At 68.6% G+C, this 15,789-nt stretch carries 14 protein-coding genes; 8 read left to right on the top strand and 6 right to left on the bottom strand.

Features of this window, described 5'->3' with window-relative positions; genetic code table 11:
- Positions 1-215: 215 nt before the first annotated feature.
- The 3 genes from K307_RS29920 to K307_RS29930 all read right to left on the bottom strand — a co-directional run bounded on the left by K307_RS29920 (position 216) and on the right by K307_RS29930 (position 4,934).
- Entirely contained in the window at positions 216-3,149 is a 2,934-nt protein-coding gene (locus tag K307_RS29920; RefSeq protein WP_042884534.1) for a c-type cytochrome, read from the bottom strand.
- Positions 3,146-3,652 (bottom strand): (2Fe-2S)-binding protein, encoded by a 507-nt coding sequence (locus K307_RS29925; RefSeq protein ID WP_042884535.1) that lies wholly within the window; start codon positions 3,650-3,652, stop codon positions 3,146-3,148. Before K307_RS29925 ends, K307_RS29920 begins: the two co-directional genes overlap by 4 nt.
- A gap of 121 nt (positions 3,653-3,773) precedes the next feature.
- Complete coding sequence (locus K307_RS29930; RefSeq protein WP_042884537.1) at positions 3,774-4,934, bottom strand: FAD-dependent monooxygenase; 1,161 nt, start codon at positions 4,932-4,934, stop codon at positions 3,774-3,776.
- A gap of 349 nt (positions 4,935-5,283) precedes the next feature.
- On the opposite strand from K307_RS29930, the gene K307_RS29935 reads away from it, so the two are divergent.
- From K307_RS29935 to K307_RS29950, 4 genes are read left to right on the top strand one after another with little or no spacing between them, the layout of a single operon-like run.
- Positions 5,284-6,036, top strand: a complete 753-nt coding sequence (locus K307_RS29935) for an Asp/Glu racemase (RefSeq protein WP_042887549.1) — start codon at positions 5,284-5,286, stop codon at positions 6,034-6,036.
- 11 nt (positions 6,037-6,047) lie between these two features.
- A complete protein-coding gene (locus tag K307_RS29940) occupies positions 6,048-6,878 on the top strand; it encodes an alpha/beta fold hydrolase (protein ID WP_042884538.1) in 831 nt (276 codons plus the stop codon).
- 13 nt (positions 6,879-6,891) lie between these two features.
- Positions 6,892-7,971, top strand: a complete 1,080-nt coding sequence (locus K307_RS29945; protein ID WP_042884540.1) for a 2,5-dihydroxypyridine 5,6-dioxygenase — start codon at positions 6,892-6,894, stop codon at positions 7,969-7,971.
- Complete coding sequence (locus K307_RS29950; RefSeq protein ID WP_042884541.1) at positions 7,964-8,599, top strand: N-carbamoylsarcosine amidohydrolase; 636 nt, start codon at positions 7,964-7,966, stop codon at positions 8,597-8,599. The genes K307_RS29945 and K307_RS29950 overlap by 8 nt, the downstream gene beginning before the upstream one ends.
- A 27-nt stretch (positions 8,600-8,626) precedes the next feature.
- On the opposite strand, the gene K307_RS29955 is transcribed toward K307_RS29950, so the two are convergent.
- Positions 8,627-9,370 carry a TetR/AcrR family transcriptional regulator gene (locus K307_RS29955; RefSeq protein WP_042884543.1) on the bottom strand — a complete coding sequence of 248 codons (744 nt, stop codon included), beginning with the start codon at positions 9,368-9,370 and terminating at the stop codon, positions 8,627-8,629.
- Between the two features lie 94 nt (positions 9,371-9,464).
- On the opposite strand from K307_RS29955, the gene K307_RS29960 reads away from it, so the two are divergent.
- Complete coding sequence (locus K307_RS29960) at positions 9,465-11,792, top strand: xanthine dehydrogenase family protein molybdopterin-binding subunit (protein ID WP_051975224.1); 2,328 nt, start codon at positions 9,465-9,467, stop codon at positions 11,790-11,792.
- Here the strand turns inward: K307_RS29960 and K307_RS29965 are convergent.
- Together K307_RS29965 and K307_RS29970 are read right to left on the bottom strand one after the other, a co-directional pair.
- A complete protein-coding gene (locus K307_RS29965; RefSeq protein ID WP_042887553.1) occupies positions 11,789-12,262 on the bottom strand; it encodes a MarR family winged helix-turn-helix transcriptional regulator in 474 nt (157 codons plus the stop codon). The genes K307_RS29960 and K307_RS29965 overlap by 4 nt on opposite strands.
- Positions 12,263-12,336: 74 nt before the next feature.
- Entirely contained in the window at positions 12,337-13,290 is a 954-nt protein-coding gene (locus tag K307_RS29970) for a Bug family tripartite tricarboxylate transporter substrate binding protein (RefSeq protein ID WP_042887554.1), read from the bottom strand.
- Between the two features lie 300 nt (positions 13,291-13,590).
- On the opposite strand from K307_RS29970, the gene K307_RS29975 reads away from it, so the two are divergent.
- The 3 genes from K307_RS29975 to K307_RS29985 are packed head-to-tail and all read left to right on the top strand — an operon-like array spanning position 13,591 to position 15,767.
- Entirely contained in the window at positions 13,591-14,478 is an 888-nt protein-coding gene (locus K307_RS29975; RefSeq protein WP_042887555.1) for a DMT family transporter, read from the top strand.
- 51 nt (positions 14,479-14,529) lie between these two features.
- A complete protein-coding gene (locus K307_RS29980) occupies positions 14,530-15,318 on the top strand; it encodes an SDR family oxidoreductase (protein ID WP_042884545.1) in 789 nt (262 codons plus the stop codon).
- 44 nt (positions 15,319-15,362) lie between these two features.
- On the top strand, positions 15,363-15,767 hold the full coding sequence (locus K307_RS29985; protein WP_196251675.1) for a methylglyoxal synthase: 405 nt from the start codon (positions 15,363-15,365) through the stop codon (positions 15,765-15,767).
- Positions 15,768-15,789 lie beyond the last annotated feature (22 nt).

Genomic DNA, 15,789 nt, shown 5'->3' on the forward strand with positions numbered 1-15,789 from the left:
CTACATGATCGTTCAGCGTAAGCTACATGAAACTGGCGGGCAAGGCCGAATTGCGATTTCCCTCCTTGGGGTTTTCCCGCGCGTCGCGCAGGGCGCCGGCGTGGGGGCGTACGGCTCCCTGCCCGGTGGCGAAGCGCCTTGCCAGGCACGGCGTATGTGCGGTCAGCGTGGATGCGAAAGGCGCGGCGAGCCGGCCCCGCGGGTCTCAGTTGCTCTTAGTGAGCAGGCGCCGCGCGCAGGCGCGCGACGGTGTTCTCCAGGTCCTGCCAGGCGGGTTTGTCGGGGGCAAAGCGCGCGCGCAGGTACTGCGCCAGTTGCGCGATCTGCCGGTCGTCGAGCGTGTCGGCATAGGCCGGCATCGCGCCCAGTTCGCTGTTGGGTGGTGCGGGCATGCCTTGCAGCAGCACCTGGATCACGTTGTCCGGGAGCTGGCTGTGCAGGTTCGTGTTGAGCGCGAGCGAGGGCTTGACGCCGAACTGGGCGATGCCCTGGTCCGGCTGGTGGCAGACCGCGCATGCGCTCTGGTACAGGCGCTCGCCGGGGCCGCCCAGGGTGCGTGCGGCCTGCGCACTGCGCTGCTCGATCTGCGCCGCCTGCGCGGCCAGTACCGACGGCGCCGGCGGCGCCGAGCCGAACGAGGCCACGTAGTGCGCAATCGCGCGCACATCGGATTCAGGCAGTTGTGCGAGTTCTTCGACCACCGGCGCCATCGGTCCGGCCGCGGCGCCGTGATGCGGCGCGTAGCCGCCGCGCAGGTAGGTGAACAGCGCGGCCTCGGTCCACGGCACCGGCGCATGCGACAGCGATGTCAGCGGCGGCGCTTCCCAGCCTTCGGCGGCGCCGCCGGTCAGGTATTTGCGGCCACTTTGCTCGGCGCCCAGCGCATTGCGCGGCGAATGGCAGGCGCTGCAGTGGCCCAGGCCTTCAGCCAGGTAAGCGCCGCGGTTCCATTGCGCGGAGCGCGACGGGTCGGGCGTGAAGCGTTCGTTGCGATGGAACAGCAGGTTCCAGCCCGCCAGCAGCGGGCGCATGTTGAACGGGAAGGCGAGCTTGGTCTGCGGAACTTCGGATGTCGCCGGCTCGGCCGACATCAGGTGCGCGTACAGCGCCTGCATGTCGCCATCGCTGATCTTCGCGAACGCGGTGTATGGGAAAGCCGGATACAGGCGCCGCCCGTCGCGGTGGATGCCTTCGCGCATCGCACGCTCGAACGCGGCGAACGACCAGTTGCCGATGCCGCTCTGCACATCGGGCGTGATGTTGGTGCTGTAGACCGTGCCGAATGGCGTTTCCAGCGGCATGCCGCCGGCGTTCTTCACGCCGCCGGGCGCGGTATGGCACACCGCACAGTCGCCGGCAGCGGCCACCAGCCGGCCGCGCTCGAGCGTGGCGGCGGAATAGAAGCCGGGCTCGGGCGGCGCCACCGGTGCGATCGGCGCGCGCCAGGGCAGCAGCGTGGCGCACACGCCTGCCGCCGCCGCGGCGGCCGCGGCGATCCAGCCGCGCTTGTTGGGCTTGTTGCGTTTGCTGCCGGGCTTGTCCTGCGCCTCGCTCAGCGCCAGGCGGATGCGCTCGGCGCTGAAGGGCGGCGTACGCAGGCGCACGCCGGTGGCATCGAAGATCGCGTTGGCCACTGCTGCGGCGGCGGGCAGGGTGTCGGTCGGCGCGGCGGCGAGCGCGTCATGCGTGGCGAGCGTGCCGGCCAGGCGCACTTCGGGCAGCGCGCTGCCGGCGATGGCCGGGAGCGTCTGGCTGGCGGGCGGATCCCCGGCGGGCCAGGTGTCGAACGCGGGCGTGGCGGATGTCAGCTGGAGCGCGGTGTCGGCGACGGCCTGCTCCAGGGAACGGCTGGCCGGTGTGGCGGACGCCGGCGGCAGCGATTCGCTGTCGTGGCCGACGGTCACGCGCGTGACCGCGAGTTCGCCGGTGGTGCCGTCGACTTCGACCTCCGCGATCCACGCGGACCAGTTGTGGCCCGCATCATGGTCGATGGTGTGGGCATAGGCAAAGCCGCGGCCACGCTGCACGTTGGTGGCAGCAGCGCCCGCGCGCGGCGCGGCGGGCGTCCACCCTGCGCGCTCGGCGACCTGGCGGACCAGTGCCGCGCCGCGTGCATCGTCCAGATGCGCTAGACGCAGCGCGACCGGATCAGTGCCCGACGCGTCGGCGATTTCATCGAGATGGGATTCGCGCGCGAACACCTGGGCGCGCGCGGCCGCAAGCGGTGCGGCATCGAAAGCAGTGCTGTCGCCGACGATGCCTACATCGACATGCGGAATGCGGTAGGGCGGCATCGCGGCATCGCCGGCGCCGCTGGTATCCGCCACCGGCGACGGCGTATGCGTGAGCCACAGCGCCAGCGGCACGGCCGGCGCGGCGGTGCCGGCGAGCGTTGCCCCGTAGGCTTCGATCGCATCGGCGGCGCGCGCGGTTTCGACGCGCACATCGAGCGCGGCATCGGCCAGGCCAAGGTCGGCGGCACGCAGCCTGCGCAGCACCGGTTTCCCGGCCGCATGGGCGAGCAGCGCCGCGTCGGCGGCGGCATGGTGCGCGAGTAGCGCGGGGTCGGCGGTATCGTCGGGCGAGCGCCAGCAGGCCAGCGCGACCTGTTGCGGTGCGATGCCCAACAGTGCGGCCAGTTCCTCGCGCAGCGCCGCAGGGCGCGTGCTCGGCAGCCATACGGTCAGCATGCCGTCGCGCCAGTCGGCGATGGCGGTGCAGCACGCATCGGCGCGCGTGCCGGCCAGCGGCCACTGGTAGTGCTGCGCGTGGCGTGCCAGGGCGCTGGCCAGTGCCGCCGTTGCATCGCCGCGTTGCGCGACGGCGTGGCGCGAAACCGGCGTGTCGTCCGCGCGGGGCGGAGCGGACCAGCGCGCCTGCAGCGCGCGTGCAGCGTTGGCCGCCATCGCGCCGGTCTCGGCGGCGACGCCGGCAAAGTTGTCGCGGATAACGAGCGCGCGCATGCCCGGCAATGCCAGCGCGGCATCGCGGTCGGCGCCGAGCAGGCGCGGCGCCAGCGGCTTGCCGTCGATCCAGCGCAGGCCCGGCGGCGTCAGCACATGCGCCACCAGGCAGGCCGTTGCGGGCGGCGGGGCGATGTCCGCCACGATAGCCGCATGCCCGGCCTGGGATACGAGTCCTTGCTTCACGATGCCGCTCCCTCGGCGGCCTGCCGCTGCAGCACCGCGGCACGCTGCACCGCGCGCACGATTTCCACATGCGTGCCGCAGCGGCACAGGTTGAAGCGCAGCGCCTCGCGGATCTGCGCTTCGTCGGGATCGGGGTTCTGCGCGAGCAGTGCCTTGGCGGTCATGATCATGCCGTTCAGGCAATAGCCGCATTGCGCGGCCTGCTCGTCGATAAAGGCTTGCTGGACCGGATCGGGCTGCGTCGGTGTGCCCAGTCCTTCCAGCGTGGTGACCTCATGGCCCACTACGGCTCTTACCGGCAGCACGCACGCGCGCGCGGCCATGCCGTCCACCAGCACCGTGCAGGCGCCGCATTGCCCGAGCCCGCAGCCGTACTTGGGGCCGTTGCAGGCCAGGTCGTTGCGCAGGATGTAGAGCAGCGGCGTGTCAGGCGCCACGCTGAGCGTGTGCTCGGCGTGGTTGACCTGCAGCACCATGCGGAGAGGGGGGCGGGGCGCATTCATCGTGGGCAGGGGACGGTTTGCACATCACGCATCGCGGCGCCGCGCCCCTTCGTCGGCGAGGGGCTGCGGCGGCATATTGCCTGCCGGCATGCTGCGCCGGCAGGCCAGGGTCAGGCAGGCATCAGGCAGCCGCGGACAGCGGCGTGCGCCCGGCCGACACCAGCGGCACGTTGAACACATCGTAGCCGAAACACCAGTCGGGGTTCTCGTTGCTGCGCAGCCAGGTATTGTTGTGCGAGACCAGCTGGACCTTGCTCGCGCGCTCGGCGCGGTTCGCTTCATACAGCGCGAATGCCGAGGCGTAGTCGTTGACGCCGGTCTCGGTGAAGCAGCGCGTAAGCATGGCGGCATCCTCGATCGCCATCGCGGCGCCTTGCGCCATGTGCGGCTTCATCGGATGGCAGGCGTCGCCCAGCAGCACCAGGCGGCCGCGGCTCCACAGCGGCAGCGGGTCGCGCTCCAGCAGCGGCCACTTCGTCACTTCGACGGTGCCTTCGATCAGCGACTGCACGCCCTGGTGCCAGCCGTCGAACGCGGCGCGCATTTCCTCGATGCTGCTCGGCACCCAGCTCTTGCTCATGTCCCACTCGGGCTCGGGCACGCCGGTGACGTAGTAGATCTCGTCGAGCTTGCTGGTGTCGAAGTAGACCATCATGTGGCGGTCGTCGGTCCACCACTTGGTGCAGCGCTCATGCGTGAAGCCCTTGACGCGCGCGATGGGGAATACCGCGCGGTGCGCCACGTAGCCGGTGTACTTGGGAGGCTCGGCGCCCAGCAGGGTTTCGCGGATGCGCGAGTTGACGCCGTCCGCGCCGATCACGATATCGGCCTCGTCGACCGTGCCGTCGGTAAAGCGCAGCTGCACCACGTCGCCCTGGTCGGTGACGCTTTCCAGCTTCTTGTTAAAGAACAGCGTGCCGGGGGCCACGGCATCGGTCAGCAGCTTGTGGAAGTCGCCGCGATGCACGGTCAGGTAGCTGGCGCCGTAATGTTGCACCGCGTAGTCGCCCAGCGGGATCTGCGCGATCACCTCGCCGGTCAGGCCGTCGCGGCTGTACCAGTAGTCGGGGTGGCAGCCCATGTCGTCGAGCGCGTCCTCGATGCCGATGCGACGCATGATCTTCATCACATTGGGACCCACGTGGATGCCCGCGCCCAGGCGCGAGAACGCCGGCGCCTGTTCATACAGCCTGACTTGGAAGCCGGCACGCTGCAGCAGGGCGGCCGCGGCCGTCCCTCCGAGTCCGGCGCCGACAACTGCGATTCGCGGTTTGCCTTGCACGTTCTTTCTCCTGGCAATGACACATAGGTCGATGGGGGCTTGGTGCGGCCATCTGGCCGACCGTTGAAAACGAGTGTACACACTCAAAATATCAACGTAAAGGAAGAAGATCTAGAACCTATGGAAAACCCTGATGCAAGTGTGATTGTGCACGCAAGCTGCGCTATAACGGTGAAAACTACAGCGAAAACAGGGATTGGTTAATTAAGTATGCACTGAATGAGTGAATTTCTCAGGGAGCAGATTATGTTTGCCTATATAAAGTGTGTACACTACAATCAATCGCAGCATGCGGGCCGCCAGGCCGAAGCAGGCAGGGTAGACAGACAAACAGATGACGGAGTCGACAGTGCAGAAAGTTTTCCGAATCGGCCAGATCGTGCCGAGCTCCAACACCACGATGGAAACCGAGATCCCGGCGATGCTGGCTGCGCGCCAGCTGGTGCGCCCGGAGCGCTTCACCTTCCACTCAAGCCGGATGCGGATGAAAAAGGTGGTCAAGGAAGAGTTGGCGGCCATGGACGCCGAATCCGACCGTTGCGCGGTGGAACTGAGCGACGCCCGCGTCGACGTGCTCGGCTACGCCTGCCTGGTGGCGATCATGGCGATGGGCCACGGCTACCACCGCGTGTCCGAGCAGCGCCTGCAGGCGCATACCGCAGAGAACGGCGGCGACGCGCCGGTGATCACCAGTGCCGGCGCGCTGGTGGATGCGCTCAAGGTAATGGGCGCGAAGCGTATCGCGGTGGTGGCGCCCTATATGAAGCCGCTGACCGAGCTGGTGGTCGACTACATCCGTAATGAAGGCTACGAGGTGGTCGACTACCGCGCGCTGGAGATCCCCGACAACCTCGAAGTGGGCCGCCACGATCCGTCGCGCCTGCCGGAGATCGTCGCGCAGATGAATACGGCCGACGTCGATGTGATCGTGCTGTCGGCGTGCGTGCAGATGCCGTCGCTGCCGGCAGTGGCCAAGGTCGAGGCAATGACCGGCAAGCCTGTCGTCACCGCCGCCGTCGCCACCACCTACGCGCTGCTGAAGCGCCTGGGCCTGGAACCGGTGGTGCCGGGCGCGGGCGCGCTGCTGTCGGGCGCCTACTGAAGGAGCCGCTCATGACGACCAGCACCTTCCTCTACGGCGCCAACATCCACGCCAACGGCATTCGCCAGCACTATGTGCGCTATGGCGGGCAGGGCGATGCGCGAGCGCAGCGCGACGCCATCGTGATCGTGCCGGGCATCACCAGCCCCGCTGTCACCTGGGGCTTTGTCGGCGAGCAGTTCGGCCAGCAGTTCGATACCTACGTACTCGACGTGCGCGGCCGCGGCCTGTCGCAAGCCGCGCCGGAACTGGACTACAGCCTGGACGCGCAGGCCGCCGATGTGGTCGCGCTTGCAGAAGCGCTTGGCTTGCAGCGCTACGCCGTCGTCGGCCACTCGATGGGCGCACGCATCGGCATCCGCGCCGCGCGCAGCAAGCCGGCCGGCCTCACCCGGCTGGTGCTGGTCGACCCGCCGGTGTCGGGGCCGGGCCGCCGTCCGTATCCGTCGCAACTGCCGTGGTACATCGATTCGATCCGTCTGGCGCAGCAGGGCATCGATGTGGAAGGCATGCGCCGCTTCTGCCCGACCTGGACCGAGGACCAGTTGCGCCTGCGCGCGCAGTGGCTGCATACCTGCGACGAGCGCGCGGTGCTGGCCAGCTTCAACGGCTTTCATGAGGACGATATCCACGCCGACCTGCCGCATGTGTCGGTGCCGGCCCTGCTGATGACCGCGGGCCGGGGCGACGTGATCCGGGAGGAAGACGTGCAGGAGATGCGCAAGCTGCTGCCCGCATTGCTGGTCGCGCATGTCGCCGACGCGGGCCACATGATCCCGTGGGACGACGAAGCCGGCTTCTACCGCGCCTTCGGCGACTTCCTCGGCGCGGCGCTGAACTGAACAAGGAGCGAACATGCCCGTAAGCGATTACGACCTGACCGCGGCGTGGAAGCAAGTGCTGACGCTGTCAAAGCTTGAGCCGGGGCAGACCGTCACCGTGCTGACCGGCGCCGCCACGCATCCGCAGACACTGCGCACGGCGATGGTGGCGGCGGCGTCGATGGGCGCCATCGTCAACCGGCTCGACCTGCCGCCGGTGAACGGCGAGAAGGCCCTCAGCCGCGACGCGCTGGCCTACCTCGGCACCACGCCGTTGACCGGCAACCCGGCGGCCATCGCCGCGCTGAAGGCGAGCGACCTGGTGCTGGACCTGATGACGCTCTTGTTCTCGCCCGAGCAGCACGAGATCCTGTCGCAAGGGACCAAGATCCTGTTGGCGGTCGAGCCGCCCGAAGTGCTGGCCCGGCTGGTGCCGACCGAGGCCGACCGCACCCGCGTGAAAGCCGCCACCGAACGGCTGAGCAAGGCGCGCGAGATGCATATCGTGTCCGATGCCGGCATGGACCTGCGTTGTAGTCTCGGTGAATTCCCCGCGATCAGCGAGTACGGCTTTGTCGACGAGCCCGGCCGCTGGGACCACTGGCCGAGCGGCTTCGTGCTGACCTGGCCGGACGAGGGCGGCACCAACGGCACCATCGTGCTGGACCGCGGCGACATCCTGTTGCCGATGAAGTCCTACATCCAGGCACCGATCTGCATTACGGTCGAGGCCGGCTACGTGCGCCACATCGAAGGCGCGCTCGATGCCGAGCTGCTGGCGGACTACATGGCCTCGTTCAAAGACCCCGAAGCCTATGCCATGTCGCATATCGGCTGGGGGCTGCAGCCGCGCGCGAGCTGGTCGGCGCTGGCGATGTACGACCGCGAGGCCACCATTGGCATGGATGCGCGCGCCTACGAGGGCAACTTCCTGTGCTCGTTCGGCCCGAACAACGAGGCGGGCGGCAGCCGCACCACTGCCTGCCATATCGATATCCCGGTGCGCCACTGCACGGTCAGCCTCGACGGCGAACCCGTGGTGGTGCGCGGCAAGGTGCTGGACGGCCACCATGCACCGGCCGCCTCGCTCTATAAGGAAATGCGCCATGGATGACGCAGTGAAGACTTACCAGCGCCAGGGCTTCGGCGCGTCGATGGAACTCCGCGCGCCCTACGGCTTGCTGATCATCGATTTCGTCAACGGCTTTGCCGACCCGGCCGTGTTCGGCGGCGGCAATATCCCGACAGCGATTCGCAACACGCAGCCGCTGTTGCGCACCGCGCGCGAGCAGGGCTGGCCGGTGGCGCACAGCCGCATCGTGTTTGCCGACGACGACAGCGACCAAAATATCTTCACGCTGAAGGTGCCGGGCATGCTGACACTGAAGGAGCACGGCCACAACAGCGCGATCGTGCCGGAGCTGGCACCCGCGCCGGGCGAGCTGGTGGTGCGCAAGACCGTGCCGTCGGCGTTCTTCGGCACCTCGCTGGCGGCGTGGCTGACGCAGCGCGGCGTGCAGACGCTGCTGGTGGCGGGCTGCGTCACCAGCGGCTGCGTGCGCGCCAGCGTGGTCGATGCGATGTCGTTGGGTTTCCGCCCGTTGGTGGTGTCCGACTGCGTGGGCGACCGCGCGCTGGGACCGCACGAGGCCAACCTGTTCGACATGGCACAGAAGTACGCCACGGTGCTCACGCGCGACGAGGCGCTGGCGCAGATCGCCGGCGTCCGGGCTGCTGCCTGAGGCGTGGCGATGCGGCCGGACCCGGCTTCAGCTGGCCGCGGCCCGCTTCGCGCGTGCCGCCTTGCGCGGCGCGGCCGGCGGCGCCAGGCCTGGCTCGGCGCCAGGCACGGTCACCGTGCGCAGCACCGTCTGCTGGATCACATCGCGCCAGTGCGCCAATGCAGGCGGGCTCATCATGGGCTCGCCCAAGAAAGCGCTGAGCGTATGATGGTTGGAATTGTAGAAGTAGCCGAGCGAAGCGATCACCATATAGACGTCGCGTGCGCCCACGTCCGGCCGGAACAGCCCCGCGGCCTTGCCGCGCGTGAGGATGCCGTCGAGCACCGACAGCGCGTAGCTGGAGATATCCTTCAGCCGCACGGACTTCTTCGCGTGCCTGCCCTGGCTCATGTTCTCGCTGGACAGGATCGCGACGAATTCCGGGTGGTCGAGGTAGTACTGCCAGATGAAGTCGATCAGTTGCGACAGCGCGCGCACCGGGTCCGCGGCGTCAAGTTCGTGTTCGAGCTTCTGCTCGGCTTCATTGAGCTGCAGGTAGATGGTCTCGAGCACTTCGACGAACAGCTTTTCCTTGCTGCCGAAGTAGTAATAGATCATCCGGTCGTAGGTCTTGGCCAGCGACGAGATGCGTTCGATGCGTCCGCCGTCGTAGCCGCGCTGCGCGAAGACCTTGATCGCAGCCCTGAGGATGCGGTCGCGGCTGTCCTGTGCCTGCCTGGCCCGCGTGCCGGCTGCGGCCCGCTTGGTTGCGGGTCTGGTCGTAATCGTCATGGTCGATGGTTGCGCTGTGTCTCTGTTGGCTCGCAGTATAACGGCCCCATGCGCGGCGTCCCCGGGCAGCGCCGGTGAAGGAGTTTGTAGAACGATGACGGCAACCAACCTGCAACCCGCGGCACACGCCGATCCCGCCACGCCGCGCGCGCTGCGGCTGGCGCTGCTGCAGGCTACTGGCGTGCTGCTGGTCACGCGCGCCCCGCAGGCGGCAACGCGCCCCGCGCCCGGCCAGCCCGGCGCGGCCTCTGACTATGTGCCGGCGCTGCCGGATATCTTCATTGCCGTGTGCGACAGCGGCGAGGTGCTGGCCTTCAACGGTCATGTCGACCTGGGAACAGGCATCCGCACGGCGCTCGCGCAGATCGTGGCCGAAGAACTTGACGTGCCGCTCGAGCGCGTGCGCATGGTGCTCGGCCATACCGAAGCCACGCCCAACCAGGGCCCGACCATCGCCAGCGCCTCGATCCAGATCTCGGCCCTGCCGCTGCGCCGCGCCGCCGCGCAGGCGCGTGCGTGGCTGCAGGCGCGCGCCGCGCAGCAGCTCGGCGTTGAAGCCGGCAGGCTGGAGGCGGAGGACGGCGTGTTCCGGGTCGCGGGCACACAAGCCACCATCGGCTACGGCGCGCTGGTTTCCGGCGAGCATGTGGAACTGCCGCTGGCCGACGACGTGCCGACCAAGCCGGTAGAGGCCTACCGCATCGTCGGGCGCCCGGCGGGCCGCTTCGATATCCCCGACAAGGCGCGCGGCGCGCTGACCTTCGTCCACGACGTGCGCGTGCCCGGCATGCTGCACGGCCGCGTGGTGCGCCCGCCGTATGCGGGGCGCGACAGCGGCGAGTTCATCGGCAACAGCCTGCTTGAAGTGGACCGCGATTCCGTGCGCGATGTGCCGGGCCTGGTGGACGTGGTGGTGCAGGGCGACTTCGTCGGCGTGGTGGCCGAGCGCGAGGAGTACGCGGTGCAGGCCGCGCGCCGGCTGCGCGTTCGCTGGAAGCCGGTACCGCCGTTGCCGGCGCTGGACGATCCCGAGCCCGCATTGCGCGCCAATCCGGCCACGCGGCGCGAGTTGCTGGCCGACGGCGAGATGCCGGCAACCGGCACGGTATTGCAGCGCCAGTACGTCTGGCCCTACCAGATGCATGGTTCGATCGGACCTTCGTGCGCGGTGGCCGACTGGCATGACGACGGCCTGACCGTCTGGTCCGGCACGCAAAACCCGCATGTGCTCCGCATCGACCTGGCCAGGCTGTGCGGGCTCGGCGAAGACCGCATCGAGATCGTGCGCATGGAAGCCGCCGGCTGCTACGGCCGCAACTGCGCCGACGACGTCTGCGCCGATGCCGCGCTGTTGTCGCGCGCGGTCGGGCGGCCGGTGCGCGTGCAGTTGTCGCGTGAGCAGGAGCACCTGTGGGAGCCCAAGGGCGCGGCGCAGCTGATGGACGTCAGCGCGACGCTGGGGCATGACGGTGCGCTGCTCGGCTACGACTTCACCAGCCGCTATCCATCCAACGATGCGCCGACGCTGGCGCTGGTGCTGACCGGTGCCGTGCCCAATGCGCCGCGCACGCTGGAGATGGGCGATCGCACCGCGGTGCCGCCGTATGCGTATGCCGCGCGTCGCATCGGTTGCGATGACACGCCGGCGATCGTACGCGCATCGTGGCTGCGCGGTGTGTCGGCGTTGCCGAACGCGTTTGCGCATGAATGTGTGATCGATGAACTGGCAGCAGAGGCGGGTGTGGATCCGGTGGATTTCCGCTTGCGCCACCTGCCTGATACGCGTGCGGCCGATTTGCTGCGTGCCGTGGCCGATGCCGCGGGCTGGCAGCGCGGCGCGCAAGGCTCGCGCGGCACGCCGGATGCCGATGGTTGCCTGCATGGCCGCGGTGTGGCCTACGCCCGCTACATCCACAGCCGCTTCCCGGGCTTCGGCGCGGCGTGGGCGGCCTGGGTGGTCGACCTGGCGGTGGATGCCGCCACCGGCCGCATCACGATCGGGAAGGTCGTGGTGGGACAAGACACAGGCATGATGGTCAATCCCGACGGCGTGCGCCACCAGATCCACGGCAACGTGGTGCAGACGCTGAGCCGCGTGCTGAAGGAGCAGGTGCGTTTCGATGCGGACGGCGTTGCCAGTCGTGAATGGGGCAGTTATCCGCTGCTGACTTTCCCCGAGATTCCGCCGATCGAGGTGGTGCTGATGCCACGGCAGTCAGAGCCGCCGATGGGGGCAGGGGAGTCGGCATCGCTGCCGGGCGCGCCGGCGATCGCCAATGCCTTGTTTGACGCGATGGGAGTGCGGCTGCGCCGGCCGCCGTTCGTGCCGGAGACGGTGCTGGAAGCGATCAAAGGCCGCTTGTTTGCTCCCTCTCCCGCTCGCGGGAGAGGGGAGCAAACAAGCGGCGCTCACACCTACTAGCCGCCATTCGCCTCGTCAATCTCACTCATCTTCCGCAGCAGGTAAGTCACCGCCACGCGCTCAGCCGGATTGAGACTCCCAAACGTCTGCTCCGAAATCTGCTTCGCAAACGGCACGGTCTCGTCGATCAGCGCCAGCCCCGCGGGCGTCACTGTCACCACCACCTTGCGCCGGTCATTGGGATCGTGCGATACGGCAATCAGCTTGCGTGCCTTCAGCCTCTCGATGATGCCGCGCACCGTGGCCTGGTCGATCGCGGTCGCGCGCACGACCTCGTTCATCGAACACGGCTGCCGGTCCCTGACCGCGCACAGCACCACGAACTGCGCCGCGGTGAGCTGCGAATCCGGGATGGTCTGCTGGAAGATCGCCACATGGCGCTGGTACGCGCGCCGCAGCAGGTGGCCCACCTGTTCGGTGAAGTCGTAGTCGTTGGCGATCTTGTCGGACGGGTCGGAGGACTGGGGCACGTCGATGGTGATGCGGTGGATGAGCGTGCCCCGAGTATACCGATCCGGAAGAACCACGAGAGCGCCGCAAGGACTTATTCGACCGTGATTCCCGCGGTCTTCGCGACCTTGCCGAAGCGCTCGTATTCCGACTGCGTCAGCGACTGCAGTTCGGCCGCGCTGGAGCCCTTTGGGTTGAAGCCCGCCTGCGCCAGCTTCTCGCGCACGTCGGGGCGCGCCAGGGCCTCGACGAAGGCGGCGTTGAGCGCCTGCACCACCGGCGCCGGCAAATTGGCCGGACCATAGACCCCGAACCACGGCTCGACCGCATAACCCTGCAGCCCCGCCTCGGCCAGCGTCGGCACGTCCGGCAGCGACGGCGCGCGTTGCCTGCCCGCCACCGCCAGCGCGCGCAGCTTGCCGGCCTGGATATGCGGCAGCGATGCCGGCAGGTTGTCGAACATCACCGTGATATGGCCGCCGAGCATGTCATTGATGGCGGGACTGCTGCCTTTGTACGGCGCGTGGGTCAGGGTGGTCTGCGTCATCTGCGCGAACATCGCGCCGGCCAGGTGCATCGAAGTGCCGGTGCCGGCGGTCGCATAGGTCAGGCCCGGATGCGCCTTGGCGTAAGCCACCAGCTCCTTGACGTTTTTCACCGGCAGCGAGGGGCTCACTTCCAGCACGATGGTCGAGGTGCCGAGCAGGCTGATCGCGGTGAAGTCCTTGCGCGGGTCGAACGGCACCTGCTTGTAGATATGCGGGTTCAGCGCATTGGTCGAGATCGCGCCGAAGCCGATGGTGTAGCCGTCCGGCGCCGCTTTGGCCACGGCGTCCATGCCGATATTGCCGCCGGCGCCGGGGCGGTTCTCGATCACCACCGGCTGGCCCAGCTTCTCGCCCACGCGCTGGCCGACGGTGCGTGCCACCAGGTCGGTGGTGCCACCGGCGGCGTAGGGGACGACAAAGCGGATCGGCTTGGAGGGAAAGGCGTCGCCAGGGGCGGCCGTGGCGTTGAAGCTGCCGGCAAGGGCAATCGCGCCGACCATCGCGGCGAGCAGGAAGGGGCGGCGGCCGGGGCGTGCGGGACGGGTCGGCATGATGGCGGGATCTCCTCTGGATATGTTGTTCTGGCGCCTGCCGTGACGCAGGCGTCGCGCGGCCATTGTATGGGATCGCAGCCATGGGCGGCGGTCCGGGAGCGTCCGGTCCGGGTGCCGATGCGGTTGCCCCTTTTCGAATACAATCGTCGGGTCGTTTCGCGGGGCCGCCGTGGCGGTCCGCTTTCCCCGCTTTCCCGCGTATTCCCCGTGCCAGCCTCCCAAAAGCCCCTCGCCGCGCCAGCCGCGCTGCCGTCGCCGCAGCGCTCGGGGCTCGCCATCGCCGCCGTCGGCGCGGTGCTGTTCTCCGCCAAGGCCATCGTCGCCAAGCTGATGTACCGCTACGACGTCGATGCCGTCATGGTGATCACGCTGCGCATGCTGTTCGCGGTGCCGCTGTTCATGGCGATCGGCTGGTGGCAGTCGCGCAGGCTGCCGCCGCTGTCGTGGGCCGACCGCGGCCGCGTGGTGTTCCTCGGCTTTATCGGCTACTACCTGTCGAGCTTCCTCGATTTCATCGGCCTGCAATACATCACCGCCGGGCTGGAGCGGCTGATCCTGTTCCTGACGCCGTCGTTCGTGCTGCTGACCACCGCGCTGCTGTTCCGCCGGCCGATCGGCAGGCACCAGTGGGTGTCGCTGCTGCTGGCCTACGCGGGCATCGTGCTGGTGTTCGCGCATGACCTGGACGTCAGCGGCAGCCAGGTGTGGGTGGGCGGCGCGCTGGTGCTGGCCAGTGCCATGACGTATGGTATCTACCTGATCCTGAGCGGCGAGCTGGTGCGGCGCATCGGCTCGCTGCGGCTGGTGGCGTATGCGATGTGCGTGTCCACCGCCTGCTGCGTGATCCAGTACCTGGTGCTGGGGCGGCCGCTGGCGGAACTGGCGCAGCCCGCGCCGGTGATGTGGCTGTCACTCATCAACGCGGTGTTCTGCACCGTACTGCCGGTCTCGCTGACCATGGTGGCGGTGTCGCGCATCGGCGCGCCGCTGGCGTCGCAGGCCGGCATGATCGGCCCGGTGTCGACGCTGCTCCTCGGCTTCTGGCTGCTGGGCGAGCCGGTGAGCGGCGTGCAGCTGGCCGGCAGCGCGCTGGTGCTGGGCGGCATGTACCTGCTGTCGGCAAGAAAAACTTGATTCCTGGCCGGAAGCCCGGCCGACCAAAGACAACAGACAAAGGAGAAAGACATGGACCTGGGACTGCGCGGCAAGCATGCGCTGGTATGCGGCGCCAGCAAGGGCCTCGGCTTTGCCTGCGCCGACGCGCTGGCGGCGGAGGGCGTCGACGTGGTGATCGTGGCGCGCGGCGCCGAAGCGCTGGAGAAGGCCGCCGCCGGCCTGCGCGCGCGCCACGGCCGCCGCGTGATCGCGGTGGCGACCGACATCACCACGCCGGAGGGCCGCAAGGCGGCGCTCGATGCGGTGGCCAAGCTGGGCGACCTCGATATCCTGGTCAACAACGCCGGCGGCCCGCCCCCTGGCAACTTCCGCGACTGGGACCGCAACGACTGGCTGGCCGCGCTGGACGCCAACATGCTGACCCCGATCGAGCTGATCAAGGCCACCGTCGACGGCATGATCGCGCGCAAGTGGGGCCGCATCATCAATATCACCAGCGGCGCGGTCAAGGCGCCGATCGACGTGCTGGGCCTGTCCAACGGCGCGCGCTCGGGCCTGACCGGCTTTGTCGCGGGCGTGGCGCGCGAGGTGGCGCAGCACGGTGTGACCATCAACAACTTGCTGCCCGGCCCGTTCGAAACCGACCGCCTGCACAAGACCATGGAAGCCGGCGCGAGGAAGGCAGGCCTGACCGTGGATGAAGTGGCCCAGCGCCGCGCCGCGCAGAACCCGTCGCGCCGCTTCGGCGACCCGGCCGAGTTCGGCGCCACCTGCGCCTTCCTGTGCAGCCGCCATGCCGGCTACATCACCGGGCAGAACATCCTGCTCGACGGCGGCGCCTACCCGGGCACCTTCTGACGCTACCGCATTCCGCAGTTCACCGACCCCGCAACAAGGAAACCCTGATGACACGCCCCCGCATCGCGCTGATCGCCCACGACCACAAGAAGGACGATATCGTCGCCTTCGCCACGCGCCACCGCGCGTTTCTCTCGCAGTGCGAGCTGCTGGCCACGGGGACCACCGGCGGGCGCCTGATCGACGAGGTCGGGCTGGAAGTGACGCGCATGTTGTCGGGGCCGTGGGGCGGCGACCTGCAGATCGGCGCGCAGCTGGCCGAAGGCCTTGTGCGCGCCGTGGTGTTCCTGCGCGACCCGATGACGCCGCAGCCGCATGAACCCGATATCAACGCGCTGGTGCGCGCCTGCGACGTGCACAACGTGCCGTGCGCGACCAACGTGGCCACCGCCGAGTTGCTGCTCGCGGGCCTGACCCGTGAGTTGGCGGACGAAGGCAAGGCTGCCTGATTTCCCCTGATCGATGCAACAC

The organism is Cupriavidus necator A5-1 (genome assembly GCF_000744095.1).
GTDB lineage: Bacteria > Pseudomonadota > Gammaproteobacteria > Burkholderiales > Burkholderiaceae > Cupriavidus > Cupriavidus necator_A.

What these genes read in the sequence shown, in the direction of transcription:
- K307_RS29925 (WP_042884535.1), bottom strand. Translation starts at nt 3,652, where the DNA reads ATGAATGCGCCCCGCCCCCCTCTCCGCATGGTGCTGCAGGTCAACCAC.
- K307_RS29940 (WP_042884538.1), top strand. Translation starts at nt 6,048, where the DNA reads ATGACGACCAGCACCTTCCTCTACGGCGCCAACATCCACGCCAACGGC.
- K307_RS29945 (WP_042884540.1), top strand. Translation starts at nt 6,892, where the DNA reads ATGCCCGTAAGCGATTACGACCTGACCGCGGCGTGGAAGCAAGTGCTG.
- K307_RS29950 (WP_042884541.1), top strand. Translation starts at nt 7,964, where the DNA reads ATGGATGACGCAGTGAAGACTTACCAGCGCCAGGGCTTCGGCGCGTCG.
- K307_RS29955 (WP_042884543.1), bottom strand. Translation starts at nt 9,370, where the DNA reads ATGACGATTACGACCAGACCCGCAACCAAGCGGGCCGCAGCCGGCACG.
- K307_RS29960 (WP_051975224.1), top strand. Translation starts at nt 9,465, where the DNA reads ATGACGGCAACCAACCTGCAACCCGCGGCACACGCCGATCCCGCCACG.
- K307_RS29970 (WP_042887554.1), bottom strand. Translation starts at nt 13,290, where the DNA reads ATGGTCGGCGCGATTGCCCTTGCCGGCAGCTTCAACGCCACGGCCGCC.
- K307_RS29980 (WP_042884545.1), top strand. Translation starts at nt 14,530, where the DNA reads ATGGACCTGGGACTGCGCGGCAAGCATGCGCTGGTATGCGGCGCCAGC.